Below are 13,308 nucleotides of genomic sequence, written 5' to 3'. Positions count from 1 at the left end.
TGGCGCGCTGCTTTTCTATGAAGAAGTTTCTGATTGGTCTGGGTATCATTGCCTTTTTAGGGTCCGGTTTTACGGCACTCAATTCGTATCGACGCGTCGTTAACAACAGCTTTGGCCCAGGCGAACATCTTGAATACCGTGTTCACTACGGCTTTGTCAACGCTGCCGAAGCCGTTATTGACGTTAGTCCATCCTTGTTCAAAGTTAATGAACGACCCTGTTACCGGGTGAACGTTGACGGCCGTACGGTAGGTGCCTTCGATCTGGTAACGAAGGTTCGTGATACGTGGCGCTCCTACATCGATACGTCGGCAATTTTACCCCAGAAATTTTATACCAACATCCGGGAAAACAGTTACCGGAAGGAAGAGAATATTACGTTCAACCATGACGCAAACACGGTAAAAGCTGAAGAGCGCACGGAACGGGACATTTTTAAAGTGCCCGAAAACGTCCATGACCTGATTAGTGGCTACTACTTTCTGCGCACGATCGATTTCAATCGTTTGACCAACGGACAGGTTATTGAAGTACCCGCTTTCTACGACGATACGGTGTATAACATGAAAGTTCGCTACCGGGGCAAGTCGGTTATCAAAGCCAAGGAAGGCAAAATCAACGTTATAAAACTTAACCCGGTTCTGCCGGCCAACAAGCTGTTCAAGCAAGAAGAGTCTATTCGTATCTTCGTGTCCGATGATCTGAATAAAATTCCGGTAAAGGTCGAAGTTGACCTTTGGGTTGGCTCAATGGTGATGGACCTACGCCAGAACAACGGTCTGAAACACCCCCTGCGGTATTTCTGATTACCTGATCAGGCTGTTTTTGATACGTAGTAACGTGCGTTCGATACGCGTCAGCCGATTCCAGGAAACTATCTGATACGGTTCGGCCGCGGCCCCGAAACTTTGATAAAACTGGGCGATTGACGCTTTTTCGGGGCTTTCGAAGTCGAGCACGAGCGGCTGCTGCGCCTGCTCCCGAACCAATTGATCGAGCAATAGAGTACGGGCATTGCCGGTACGTCCCTTAGTCGAGGCTGCATTGAAGAGGTAGATAATTCGATTACCCTCCTGCACAAACAGTACTCCTGCTTCAATCTGCCCATCCAGTAGCGCATAGCGCAATCTCGCCAGTTGGCGCAGACGTAACGCTTCATACAGCTTCGCCAGAATCACATAAGCCCACTCACCAACGCCCCCCTGCACACCGACGGCATGATGCACCCGGAACAGGGTGATCAAGCTGGCAATATCGTCTGATTCAACGATCTGCCAGCCCACAGACTGTGCCCGGCGCAGGTTTAACCGACGATCCCGATTATAATTGCCGGCAATTGTTTCGTACGAGTTACGCAGATCAAGCACATACGTATGCTGTGGCTCAATTCGCTCGAAACAGTTCGGAGCACTAGTTGTTTCGCCTAAGCTCAGCTTTGAACCGTACCGAAAGTGCTGTTGGACGACCCGGTAGAACGGTAACGGGTCAATAGTGGCTTCCTGAGCGAAAACGACCAGAAACTGGCAGAATAGCGGTTGGTGTACAACCCATTGGCCAAACTTTCGGCGCAGCGGTATCGGCATTACAGCCTGATACGTTCCAACTTCATTGGTCCCGACCAGCCCCATCCATTTCCAGCCAGGTTCGGACAAAACACTATCCAGATACCAGGAATAGCCGTACACAATATGATTTGGGGAGGCCGTGACGCATTTATCCCAGGCCACGGTATCCAGTTCGGAGCGGTTCAGCAGGCAGGGAGATGTTGCCACGACTTGTATAACGTAACGCTACGCCAACTGCGTTTTCAGCTTTTCGATCACATCGCGCGTTTCAGGATGCTTAGCAACCGCGTCGCTGATCGTTTGAATGGCGTGGATAACTGTGCTGTGATCGCGACCGCCAAAATGGTAGCCTATGGATTTGAGCGACAGGTCTGTTTTTTCCTTAGCCAGATACATAGCAACCTGACGGGGGTACACCAGCTCCCGCTTCCGGCTTTTCGCCTTCAGGTCGGCAATCGTTACGTTGAAATGCTGGGCCACCAGTTCCTGCACCGAGTCGATGGTCACCTCCCGCTCGGAATCAACGACGATGTTACGCAGGGTATGCTTGGCCAGTTCCAAGTCAATATCACGCCGGTTCAGCGACGCCTGCGCCATTAATGAAACGATGACGCCTTCCAGTTCCCGAACGTTCGTGTTAACACTATGGGCCAGGTATTCAATAACGGCATCTTCGATATAGATCCCTTCGGCCTGGAGTTTCTTCTGGATAATGGCAATCCGGGTTTCAAGATCGGGCGTTTGCAGATCGGCCGATAGTCCCCATTTAAACCGCGACAGCAGGCGATCTTCTAGGCCGTCGAGCGCACGGGGAGCCCGGTCGGAGGTCATAATAATCTGCTTACCTGACTGGTGCAAGTGATTGAAAATATGGAAGAAAATCTCCTGCGTCTTTTCCTTTTTCTGCAGAAACTGAACGTCATCAATCACCAGTACGTCGACCTGCATGTAGAAACTCGTAAAATCACGAATCCCATCTGTCCGGATGGCGTTCAGGAACTGATTCGTGAACTTCTCTGACGTTACGTACAGGACAAATTTGTTCTGGTTGTGATTCTTGATGTAGTTCCCAATAGCCTGCACCAAGTGCGTTTTTCCCAGTCCTACCCCACCGTGGATCATCAACGGATTGAACGACGTAACACCCGGCCGTTCAGCTACCGCATACCCGGCCTGACGGGCTAGCCGGTTGCAATCTCCCTCAACGTAATTATCGAACGTATAACTCGGATTCAGGTACGAATCCAGCGTTAGTGAGTCCAAGTCCTTAAGCTCAAATGGGCTTTTCAGGAGATTCGGGCTGACGTTGTCGGGCTTGGCGGTCTGGGGCGACTTGGTCGTCGGCATGTTCACCGTCAGCGGACGGTTCTGCGCGTTACCTTTATCGACAATGATTGAATATTCCAGCTGTCCATCGCGACCAATCGCTGTATCGAGCGCTTTCCGCAGCGCATGGACGAAGTTTTCTTCCAGCCATTCGTAAAAGAATTCACTGGGCACCTGAATGGTCAGCACCGATCCATTGAGCCGCAGGGGTACAATGGGTTCAAACCAGGTTTTGAAACTCTGATCGGGCACGATCTCACGAATCACGCTCAAACAGCGATTCCACACGGTTGTTACTTCGCGTTGCATTACTGGTGGGGTCGTTCCATTCACGGGTTACGTACTGCTTACGGGGTGTCGCTCAAAAAAGGGAGACAAAGGTAGCTAATTAATCCATCTGGCCCGTCCCTGGCGTCTGGTGTTTTTAGCGAACCTTCCGCTCGGCTTCTCTTTGTTAAGCTAAAATTAAGCCAATCCGGTAAAACCACCAACCCTTGCGCAGATCTCTCCCGACGAGAATTTGGGAATGATTGTCAGTGACCTACCTACACGCCTTCTCTTTACTAAACGGTTATTTTTTTTAATCTGAACCATCAGTCCAGTTCACGTCAACCAGGGCAGAAAATTTTCGGCCACAGCCTATAACGCCCGTCCTGTAATCAGTTCATACTCGTTCCAGTACCCTGTAGTCACAGAAAATCAAACACCGGAACCCTTACAGCGGTCGTGATTTGACGACCACTAACCTTCGACCGTAATAAGCTGACTATGGAGAAAATCGTAGAGGTCAATCAGCGCAGTTGAGCCATGCAGCAGGTCCTGCAAATCCAGCAGTTCGTCGTTGGAGAAACGAAACACCCGCCCACTGGTTTCGGGTGGATTGAGTAATCGGCAGTGGGAGTTGGGAGAAATCTCTGCTGATCTATGGATCAGTTGATCGACAAGTAAGGCGAGCCGACTCAGCGAGGCTGGGGTGTAACAGGTACGTAGTTCGCCAAACTCAATATAAACCTGTTGCATTAACCGCAGGTAGTGCGTTTGCCCGTAACGCGTGCGAAAGAGAGGATCGGTAACCGGTAGCATAGACAATGACACGTCTTGTTTTCTGACAGGAAAATTCAGCACCCCGGTTCAAGCCGGGGTACGAATCGGTCACGCCCGCATGGCGTTGCGGAATTGCTCCAACGAAAAGCACTTTAAACCAACCTGTTCAGAATCTGATCGGCCTGGACCAGCGGACTTACTTCGGCTAGTTTTTCCAGCAACTCGGTTAATTCGTCTTCCGAGAACAGGATAAAATAGTTCTGTAGTGGCGTAGGTACGTAAATTTCCTTGCCGTGAGTGGTATGGAACGACCCCAGGTGTTCCCGACTTAGCATCACCTCCCGAAACCATTCAAATTCGGCCGCTTTCAGGACGAACAGCGAGTTTTTGAAGGCTACGTTATAGGTTCCGCAGCAGCTGCAATGGCCAATGTAGCCGTTGTCCCATTCAACCAGACTCCGTAAATCATGCCGGTTATTCATACGAACGTTGGTTTAGTTTGTGCCTGCCAGGTTCAGTAATTGTCTTGACGGTTCTCGCCAAATCCGGCAGGGCTTAAGCTCTTTAAACGCTTAGAACAGCGTAGTGTCGAACAGCGACAGGACAAACGTAGCCCTTGTTTAGATTCAATCCAAATAACAGGGTAAATTATTTAGAAAATTTCTAAATAATTAAAATAACTAATGCTATTCTACGGGCGACCGTTGAGAGTCCACGAAACTGTCAGGAAGTTTTTAGTAAATTCAACCAAACGAACCTGATATGCTCACTGAACTAGTGGCTGATTTACTAGACGCTCCCGACGCTCAATTGATCATTGATCGCGTTCAGGCTGTATTGAACGATGAGAAAAAGCGCCGACAGGAATTTTATGAATGGCTTCAGGATGATATAAAAGCTGAGTTTATTAATGGGCAGGTCGTTATGCACTCGCCAGTAAGACGAAAGCATTTACGGGCAAGCAAGTTGCTGGCTAATCTGCTCCATAACTTTGTCGTGGCTCACAATCTGGGCGAGGTTGATACGGAGAAAGCACTCGTTACGCTAACTCGTAATGATTATGAGCCCGACATATGTTTCTGGCGTAGAGAAGTAGCCGACACGTTCGATGATGAAACAATGCAGCATCCAGCCCCAGATCTGGTCGTCGAAGTTTTGTCAAAAGGAACAGCCAAACGTGATCGAGGCATCAAGTTTGAAGATTACGCATCACATGGCGTTCGGGAATACTGGCTTATCGATCCAACCCGGCAAACTATTGAACAGTACCGACTAGATAACGAGTTTATGGCTTTTGACCAGGCAGGAAATTTTCACCTGACCGACAGTATCAGCGCTTACACAATTCCCGGCTTTACAATTCCGGTTCGGGCAGTTTTTGACAAAGAAACCAATCAGGAAGTCTTACAGCGGTTACTGGCCGAGCACTAACTTGAACTCCACAAAAAAACAAGGGCTGGCTTCTACCATAAGAAGCCAGCCCTTGTTACGTGAAAACGTTTCTATTAATACTTTCTAAGGATCGAATCGGGCAGCGCACGTACGTTGATACCGGTTGCTTTAGCCAGGTTGTCGCGGTTGTTTTGTCCGTCGACGTAAGCGGGGTTAACCACAGTTGACTGATTGTAGTAGTACGACGCCAGTTGCAGCTTCTGCTGGTTATTCTCGGCAAAGCCTTCGCCCTGGTAAATAACGCCCAAGTTATTGTAAGCGGGAGCGTAGGCATTGGCTGCCCGGATGGTTTGCTTGTAGTAATACTTTGCTGAATCGACGTTTGGCGTAATCTTCTGGAAGACATAGGCCATTGAAAAATAGGCCTCCCCGAAGCTGGGGTAGATCCGGGTCGACTCCTGCAGGTGATCCAGCGCCCAGCGACCATGTTTGTTCGCATGGGCAATGTTCGTGTCAATCAGCGCCTGGCCTTTCTTCACCTGTTCAAGTGTTGGCTTTGGCTTGATGCCGTTTACCGCAGCAGCAATTGAATCGGCCTTGGCCCGGTCTTTCAGCCCTTTCTGAATCCACTCGTTGGCAACGTGTCGCTGGACCTGACAACTGTTTGGCACGTATGGCAGGGCTGAATTAAACAGCACAAAGTTGTTCTCCCAGTCGCGGTTTCGCTCAACAGTTTTGAACGAGTAGAGTCCTACGACTACGGCCATCAGGCCCAGCACGGGCGCGTAACGTACCAGCACCGGTTTCGGCGAGTCAGGCGATTCGCGAACCAGCAGTTTTTGCAACGCCCAGATCAGCACAAAGGCAAAGCCCATAACGGCTGCGTACGTAAAACGCTCGGCGAAGATACCACCTCGGAAGTAAATGAAGCCCAGACCCGGTGCCATAGTGACGAAGAACCAGAAAAGTCCAAAACCCCACAGTGTCTTTTTCAGAAATCCTTTCCACGTTAGCCAGACAAAGGCAACGAACGTAAAGAAGCCCGCCCAGGTCAGCAGATCACCTTTACCACCCGATGGTATTACGTTGTAGGAGTAGTCATAGACCAGCGGGTGTGGCAGCACGAGCAGCCGGATGTAGTACATCAGGAACTTGAACATCGTCGACTTCTGCGTCTTCTCAATCGCATACGGATAGTTCGCCCAGTCGACCGGCGGGTTGCCGCTTAGTGTACCAATCATCCGCTGTTTCTGGAAGAAGAACAGCGCGGTAACGATCAGAAACGGCCAGAGGCTCACCAGTGACTGCCAGATGTTTCGTTTTGTAAACCAGTACTGTATCGCTGGAATAAGAGCCAGACTCACGATGGACGATTCCTTCGACAGGAAAGCAAAGTACAGGGAGAGGCAGGCGCTGGCAATCCAGCCTTTTTCATCCGTTTCCAGGTATTTCCAGTATGACAGCAGCATCAGCGAAATAAAGAGGAAGCTCAGAATTTCGTCCCGCCCTTTAATGTTCGCTACGATCTCCGTGTGGATTGGGTGGGCTATAAATACCAACCCGATCAGGAAAGCCGTAATGGTTTGTTTCGGCAGCCACTTCTGCAGCAACACGCCGATAACCAGCCCCGTCAGGGCGTACAGTACGGCGTTGATGATGTGGCTGATGTGTGGGTTGTCTTTGAAAAACTCCTGCTCAAGAGCAAACGTAATCAGCGACAGCGGGCGGTAATACCCCAGTGAGATATTGCTGAAGTGCCAGAACTCAGTACGCATCAGGTCCCGGATACCGGCTATTCCTTTTTTTACGAACAGATTCTGCTCAATGGCGGCAATATCGTCAAGGGCGTACTGGTGCCCGAAGGTATTGACGTACAACAGAGCGCCCAGCAAGGCGAGCACCAGCGGTGGCCACCATTCGACCGGCCGGACCTCGATGGGTAATGTCGCCGTTTGATCAGGAGTGGTTGGCCGGGTTGCCGAAGCCGTTACCGGGCGGCTGGCAGGCCGGGTTATCGGGTCAGAAGCCCGCACAGAGGTCGGGCGATTTACGCTATTTCCAGCGGTTGAAGCAGGTTTGGGAGATACCGGTCGTGTGACAGGGTCCTGTTTTTTTTTGGCCATACCAGCGAAAAACTCGTCTATTTTGGGTCAGTTGCGCGTTTACTCAGTAGCCCTATAGGCTAAGCCAGTTACTGGCTGTTTTTAATCTGTTGTAAAGTTCGTAACAATGTCAGTAAAATCAATTTCAGTACGTCGTCCGCTTCCAACAATTGTCTTTTCGGTGGTCTTGAGTTTGCTGCTGTCGGGCTGTTTCCGGGGAAGCACGCCCAAACCGTCAGCCAACTCAACGCAGCCCACCCGCGACGATCATCTGGCGCTGGGTAATCCAAGTGGCGCTTCGCTCAGCGACCCTGAAAACTACCTGCTAACCAAGTCAACGTACGTAGTGTCCTACAGCCGCCAGCGGGGTATTGCCAACTGGGTTAGCTGGCATCTGAGCACAGCCTGGAAAGGTGATGCCCGGCGCGCCAACGATTTCCAGCCTGACCCAACCCTGCCACCGGATTGGTTTGCCGTAAAGACATCGAACTATACAAACACCGGCTTTGACCGGGGGCACCTCTGCCCTTCCGACGATCGCGACGGATCGGCAGCAGACAATACGGCCACCTTTCTCCTAACCAACATCGTGCCACAAGCCCCGCGGCATAACCGGGAAGTGTGGAAAAATTTAGAAGATTACGAACGCGAACTCATCAATGGCGGTAACGAAGCCTACGTCATAGCCGGTACGTATGGCACAGGCGGTACGGGCAGTAACGGCTACGCCACAACGCTGGCCAATGGCCGATTGACTGTACCGGCTAGCCTCTGGAAAATTATTGTCGTCTTACCAACCGGCTCCAACGATGTCAGCCGGATAACAAACACAACCCGCGTCATTGCCGTCAACATTCCTAATACGCAGGCGGCTGCCGATAAAAACTGGCAGGCCTACGTAACGAGCGTTGATGAACTGGAACGACTAACGGGTTATGATTTTCTGTCTACTGTGTCCGGCAGCGTGCAGCGTCAGATCGAGGCACGTATTGACGGCCAGGTTAATTAGCCTACGCCGTTTGCAGCACACTGATTGGCTCCGCAACGGCAATCCGTTGTGTCCGGTAGCGCAGCAGGTCGATTGCATCCTGATCGTTGGCAAACGTACCGTCCAGGTTCACCATGTGCCGGGCCAGTTTGTCGTAGCGCTTGCGCATCAGGAAGTAGAAAATCTGCAGGAAATCCAGCCCGTCGAAGATAACAGCCCGGTTCTGGGCGTATTTATCGAGTGTCTTCTGGAAGAAGGTAGGGTGCTCGGTCCAGTGCATACCCGGGCGAACGTGGTGGCTGATGTGATAGCCATCGTTCCAGCATTTCTTGTTATACTTTACGTTGATGCACGTAATGCTGTTCTTGTAGGCATTACCCGGGTCTTCGCCATCCACAAACGCATGCTGCGTCCAGTTGCCCAGCATAGCGATAAGCCGGTAAATAAACATGGGCAGGATAAAAACCATGATTGTAGCCGGCGCATTAATGAACAGGAGAACCACGCAGCTGACAAAGAAAATGACTTCGCCCCGCATGGCCCGGGTTGCCAGTTTAGATCGGTTTTTCCGGCGTAGGTACCCAAGCAGGTTGTAAACGCCAACTACCAGAAACTGCCCGAAGTAAGACAGAAAGCTCCGGAAGCTGTCCCGCTGAAACGCCATAGTGCTGCTGTCGTCATCTTCCATATTGTTTTCGGGATGGTGCATACCAATATGGTGGCTGTAGTACGTTTCCGGGGTATGGCCGAAGAAAGGCGCCATAATCCATGGGATGTATTTATTCATCCAGTCGTACTCATTCTTGAAAAACTGCCGGTGGCTTGTGCAGTGCAGCATCAGGCCGAATGGACCTTTGAAAACGAAGTTGCTGATGTATAAATGCACAGCAGCCACAGCCCACCAGATACCGCCGTCAATGAAAGGCATAAACAGCAGGATGCTGAGCGGAATAAGCGTAAACGTAATTTTTAAGGTCAGGTAAACGAATGGTAGATCCCGCTCGTCTTTAATGTACCGGAGAAAAAACTGGTCGAGTCGGCTGTAGTTACGGTTGGTAAAAACGGGGTCATGAATACTACCTAGTACTTTCATAGAATAGACAAGTCGGTGATAAGAGATTGGGTTGGTTGTAAAAAAAGGTTCGGGAAGTCCGATTGTACACCGACAATCGAAACTGTCCGAACCTTTTCTAACGCAATAACGAAAAAAGTTAGTAAAGATTGGCTCTCTACTTATTTACCATACTATTATATTTTTCACAAAGCCATATTTGGCATAGGATAACCTGTATATTATTTAATAAATCGGCCAGCGATCCAGGCCAGCCCCAGTCCTATCGCTGTACCTACGCCGTCGGCAACGGCATCGATCAGATCGAAAGATCGGTTAAAGGGCGTGATGCCCTGCCAGACTTCAATCAGCAATCCGTAGAGCAATCCCGCGATCAGTGTCCACTGCCAGGACTTGCCAGCAAAGCGCCACAGAAAGGCAAAGGGAGCGAAAATGACAATGTGCATCCACTTGTCGCCGATGGTAACAACTTCATCAGGCAGCTTGTCGGTTGGCCACGAGCAGCCAATAAACATAACGATTGTCCAGCCCATAGCTGCGTAATACGCCAGTCTTGTCAGATTCATGCTAGTCATTCAGCGTGCCAGTCGGTTTACAGTTAGTAACAGAAACAACCCGATAATACTACAGAGATAAATAACATTGCGGGAGTCGATCAGCCCGCGTCCCAGCGCCCGGTACTGCTCGTCGAGCGCAAAGTAAGACAGGTAATAGGATAACCCGCCAAAAATGGATAAACCCGCCAGTGAACTCAGGCCCGCATACAGCAGCGCGCAGAAAAACACGCCGACAACGAACGCAACGACCTGGTTATCGTTCAGCGACGAGGTCCAGAGGCCAATGCTCACGAATACGCCCCCCAGCAATACCAGGCCAACGTAAGATCCGGCAACGCCTGCCGAATCGATATTGCCCACCGGCGACCCAAGCTGATACAGTGTTATGTAATACAACACCGTTGGCACCAGCGTCAGCACAACCAGCATCCAGCTGGCCAGAAATTTGCCGCCTACGATCTGCCAGCGACTAATGGGCTTTGTCAGGAGCCACTCCAGCGTGCCCGCCCGCACCTCATCGGCAATGGCGCGCATCGTGATGGCTGGTACCAGAAATAGCATGACGTAAGGCGTCAGGTTAAAAAACAATCCCAGATCAGCGTAGCCATTTTCGAGCAGGCTGGTATCGGGAAAGACCCAGAGCATCATTCCGACAGCCGTCAGAAAAACGCCCATAATGATATAGGCGATGGGTGACGAAAAAAACTGACTGATTTCCTTACGAAAAATGGCGAGCATGGAGGCTAATCGAATGGGTTGCTTTTCACGCGACGCATAAACGCGGCAATAATCAACGACAGAAACAGGCCGCCCAGTATCCAGGTAAGCACCCCGCCAATAAAGGCGATTCCGGCCATGCCTTTGGCGGGTTGATCGTCCATTTTCTCAACCTGCTCGTCGAACATGTCGAGTTGTTCGTCTTTCGCCCCCGAACGCTCCATCATGTTACGGGTTTGTTCAAGTACGGTTTGGGTATAGCTTGTATCAACGTAGCTCTGGTAGATCTGCTGGTACGTAGTATCCAGAATACCAATAACAGCAAACATCAGTAACCCCATCGAAAGTCCTTCACGGATCGATAACCAGCCACCGTTCGCCAGCCGTAGCTCCCGCATGGCGAGTATGGTTCCGGCTACCAGAATGACAAAAGTCATTCCCTGAAACGTAAAGTTGACATACTCGTGCATGGCGTACCGGATGGAGGTAACCAATAGTTCAACCAAGGCGGTCAGCAGGCCCCATTTCAGCGCTATCCGGGCGGGTGATGTGTCTTCGTTCATGTCAGTGAGGGAAAATACTGGCAAGGCCAGTTTTGGTCAATACGTTATCGCAGAATGCTGTAATCCTGCTTCCGGAAGATTAAGGAAACGATGAGTACGGGCAACACTGCCAGAGCCGTCTTTTTGGTTAGCTCGTCGGTAATCAGGACTTCCGGTTCCATCTGAGATACCTTCTGCCACTGTTCCTGAAACGTTTCCGGCCCGAACTGGTCGGTTATCTGGGCTTTTCCTTCCAGCAGGAGTTTTTTTGAGTTTGTTACGTATTCAACAAAAACCGCGGGGTCGACCTGAGTCACGAAGAAGTAAATCAGCCAGCCGGTCACCAGAGCGGCTACCGTGTTCAGGACGTAGCCAATCGTCAGCCCCTCCCACATGTGCAGCCAGCCATGCCGAACGTTTTTCCGGTAGTACCAGACCGTAGCGACGATCATAATAATGTGGATACCGTAATCCAGCACCCGGATATTACCCAGTGCTGGAACGCCCAGCGCGTACAGGGCCAGGAAGTACAGGAAACAAAGTACACCTGTTGTCAACCCTGCCAGCAACGGAAGTTTGAGCAACGGGTTATTAAAATAAGCGATGATGCTCTTCATGCCGTATGGTTAAACTGGCCTTTGTGTACCGTTCCGATCACCCGTCCCGTCAGGGTCTGATGCAGGAAGGGCGAATTTTTTGATTTCGATTTCGTCCGGTCAAACGTCCACTGCCCTTCCGGATCGAAGAGCGTTAAGCAGGCGGGCTGCCCTTCGGCGAGGTTCGTTGTGGGAAGCCGCAGAATCTGCCGGGGTCGGGTGGTGAATTTGTCAATGAGCTGCGCCAGCGGAATTTCCCGGTTATAGGTCATAACGGCCGCAAAGGCAGTTTCGAGTCCGGTGATACCGAACTCGGCCAGGTCGAATTCCAGATTTTTGCTCTCAGCATCCTGGGGCGTATGATCCGACACGATGGCGTCAATTGTTCCATCAGCCAGGCCCGCCCACAGCGCTGTTACGTCGGCTGGCCCACGGAATGGTGGGTTTACTTTCAGGCTGGTATCAAACCCCGCCAGGGCGGTATCATCAAAGACAAGCTGGTGGGCCGCTACGTCGCAGCTTACCGGTAAACCAGCCGCCTTTGCCTGCCGCATCAAGTCCACCGACCGCGCCGTCGAAATGGTTGAGAAATGGAGGGCTGGGGGTGTGGGGCTGAGGGTTGAGGGCGCGGGGTCGAGGGCGTGGGGTTGACCTTCCTCACCTCCATGCTCCAACCCCTCTGCTCCTACCCCTTCGCCTGATACCCCCTGCCCCTCGCCCTTCGCCCCCAGGACGTAGGCAAGCAGGCGAAGGTCACGCTCGATCATTAGTTCTTCAGCCAGGGATGGCATGCCTTTCAGGCCCAGTAACGTACTCTGAACCCCTTCGTGCATCTGCCCGAACTGGGTCAGCAGCATTTCCTCGGGGCGATTCATCAGCAGGCCCTCAATAGGAGCCAGGTATTGCAGTGTTTTCAGCAGCAGGTCAGGATTCTGTAAGGGGTGATGACCATCCGAGAACGCCACCGCACCTGCGTGGTGCAGATCGAGCATTTCGGTGAAGTCCTCCCCCGCGGCCTTTTTGGTAATAGCTCCAATAACGTGCACGTTGACGGGCTGTCCTTCGGCCATGCGCCGTACGTAACCCAATGTTCCTTTGTTGTCAACTACGGGCTGCGTGTTGGGCAGCACGGCCACATCCGTAAATCCACCCGCGGCTGCCGCCTGACACAGGCTGTCAATATCTTCTTTGTGTTCGAAACCGGGGTCCTGCGCTGTTGCCCGCAGATCGAACCAGCCCGGCGATACGTGCAGGTTTTCGGCTTCAACGACGCGAACACCATCACCGGCCGTCAGGTTCTGCCCTATTTGCCGAATCAGGCCGTTGTCAATCAGTAGATCGACACGCTGGCCGTTAAAGGGCGATGTCGTATCAACAACGTAAGCAGCACGAATGAGAAGTTGCATA

At 51.4% G+C, this 13,308-nt stretch carries 14 protein-coding genes; 3 read left to right on the top strand and 11 right to left on the bottom strand.

The genetic code is table 11. The annotated features are described in order from the left end of the window. Nucleotides 1-17: 17 nt before the first annotated feature. On the top strand, nt 18-806 hold the full coding sequence (locus HU175_RS06685) for a DUF3108 domain-containing protein (RefSeq protein ID WP_176565848.1): 789 nt from the start codon (nt 18-20) through the stop codon (nt 804-806). Here the strand turns inward: HU175_RS06685 and HU175_RS06680 are convergent, their stop codons facing one another. The 4 genes from HU175_RS06680 to HU175_RS06665 form a co-directional block, all read right to left on the bottom strand. Further along, nucleotides 807-1,772, bottom strand: coding sequence for a GNAT family N-acetyltransferase (locus HU175_RS06680; protein WP_228724346.1), 966 nt, complete (start codon nt 1,770-1,772; stop codon nt 807-809). Nucleotides 1,773-1,790: 18 nt separating this feature from the next. After that, on the bottom strand, nt 1,791-3,200 hold the full coding sequence (dnaA, locus tag HU175_RS06675) for a chromosomal replication initiator protein DnaA (protein ID WP_176565847.1): 1,410 nt from the start codon (nt 3,198-3,200) through the stop codon (nt 1,791-1,793). A 432-nt stretch (nt 3,201-3,632) separates the two neighbouring features. Beyond that, nucleotides 3,633-3,974, bottom strand: coding sequence for a hypothetical protein (locus HU175_RS06670; RefSeq protein WP_176565846.1), 342 nt, complete (start codon nt 3,972-3,974; stop codon nt 3,633-3,635). Nucleotides 3,975-4,087: 113 nt separating this feature from the next. Further along, on the bottom strand, nt 4,088-4,417 hold the full coding sequence (locus HU175_RS06665) for a DUF6686 family protein (RefSeq protein ID WP_176565845.1): 330 nt from the start codon (nt 4,415-4,417) through the stop codon (nt 4,088-4,090). Nucleotides 4,418-4,697: 280 nt separating this feature from the next. Between HU175_RS06665 and HU175_RS06660 the strand changes: the two genes are divergently transcribed. Continuing rightward, nucleotides 4,698-5,366 (top strand): Uma2 family endonuclease, encoded by a 669-nt coding sequence (locus tag HU175_RS06660; protein WP_176565844.1) that lies wholly within the window; start codon nt 4,698-4,700, stop codon nt 5,364-5,366. A gap of 74 nt (nt 5,367-5,440) precedes the next feature. Here the strand turns inward: HU175_RS06660 and HU175_RS06655 are convergent, their stop codons facing one another. Further along, on the bottom strand, nt 5,441-7,450 hold the full coding sequence (locus HU175_RS06655) for a tetratricopeptide repeat protein (protein ID WP_176565843.1): 2,010 nt from the start codon (nt 7,448-7,450) through the stop codon (nt 5,441-5,443). A 106-nt stretch (nt 7,451-7,556) separates the two neighbouring features. Between HU175_RS06655 and HU175_RS06650 the strand changes: the two genes are divergently transcribed. Further along, nucleotides 7,557-8,438, top strand: coding sequence for a DNA/RNA non-specific endonuclease (locus tag HU175_RS06650; protein WP_176565842.1), 882 nt, complete (start codon nt 7,557-7,559; stop codon nt 8,436-8,438). A 1-nt stretch (nt 8,439) separates the two neighbouring features. On the opposite strand, the gene HU175_RS06645 is transcribed toward HU175_RS06650, so the two are convergent. From HU175_RS06645 to HU175_RS06620, 6 genes are all read right to left on the bottom strand, one after another. Beyond that, entirely contained in the window at nt 8,440-9,510 is a 1,071-nt protein-coding gene (locus tag HU175_RS06645) for a fatty acid desaturase family protein (protein ID WP_176565841.1), read from the bottom strand. A 200-nt stretch (nt 9,511-9,710) separates the two neighbouring features. Continuing rightward, on the bottom strand, nt 9,711-10,055 hold the full coding sequence (locus tag HU175_RS06640; RefSeq protein ID WP_176565840.1) for a VanZ family protein: 345 nt from the start codon (nt 10,053-10,055) through the stop codon (nt 9,711-9,713). 9 nt (nt 10,056-10,064) lie between these two features. Continuing rightward, entirely contained in the window at nt 10,065-10,784 is a 720-nt protein-coding gene (gene gldF, locus HU175_RS06635) for a gliding motility-associated ABC transporter permease subunit GldF (RefSeq protein WP_176565839.1), read from the bottom strand. Nucleotides 10,785-10,789: 5 nt separating this feature from the next. Beyond that, complete coding sequence (locus tag HU175_RS06630; protein ID WP_228724345.1) at nt 10,790-11,326, bottom strand: DUF4199 domain-containing protein; 537 nt, start codon at nt 11,324-11,326, stop codon at nt 10,790-10,792. A gap of 44 nt (nt 11,327-11,370) precedes the next feature. Next, nucleotides 11,371-11,922: a DUF4199 domain-containing protein gene (locus HU175_RS06625; protein WP_176565838.1), complete on the bottom strand. Its 552-nt coding sequence runs from the start codon at nt 11,920-11,922 to the stop codon at nt 11,371-11,373. Further along, nucleotides 11,919-13,307, bottom strand: a complete 1,389-nt coding sequence (locus HU175_RS06620; protein ID WP_176565837.1) for a dihydroorotase — start codon at nt 13,305-13,307, stop codon at nt 11,919-11,921. The genes HU175_RS06625 and HU175_RS06620 overlap by 4 nt, the downstream gene beginning before the upstream one ends. Nucleotide 13,308 lies beyond the last annotated feature (1 nt).

The sequence above is a fragment of the Spirosoma sp. KUDC1026 genome, from assembly GCF_013375035.1.
Taxonomy (GTDB): domain Bacteria; phylum Bacteroidota; class Bacteroidia; order Cytophagales; family Spirosomataceae; genus Spirosoma.
Note: the sequence above shows the minus strand (reverse complement) of the source record. Positions and strands in the feature narration are given on the sequence as shown.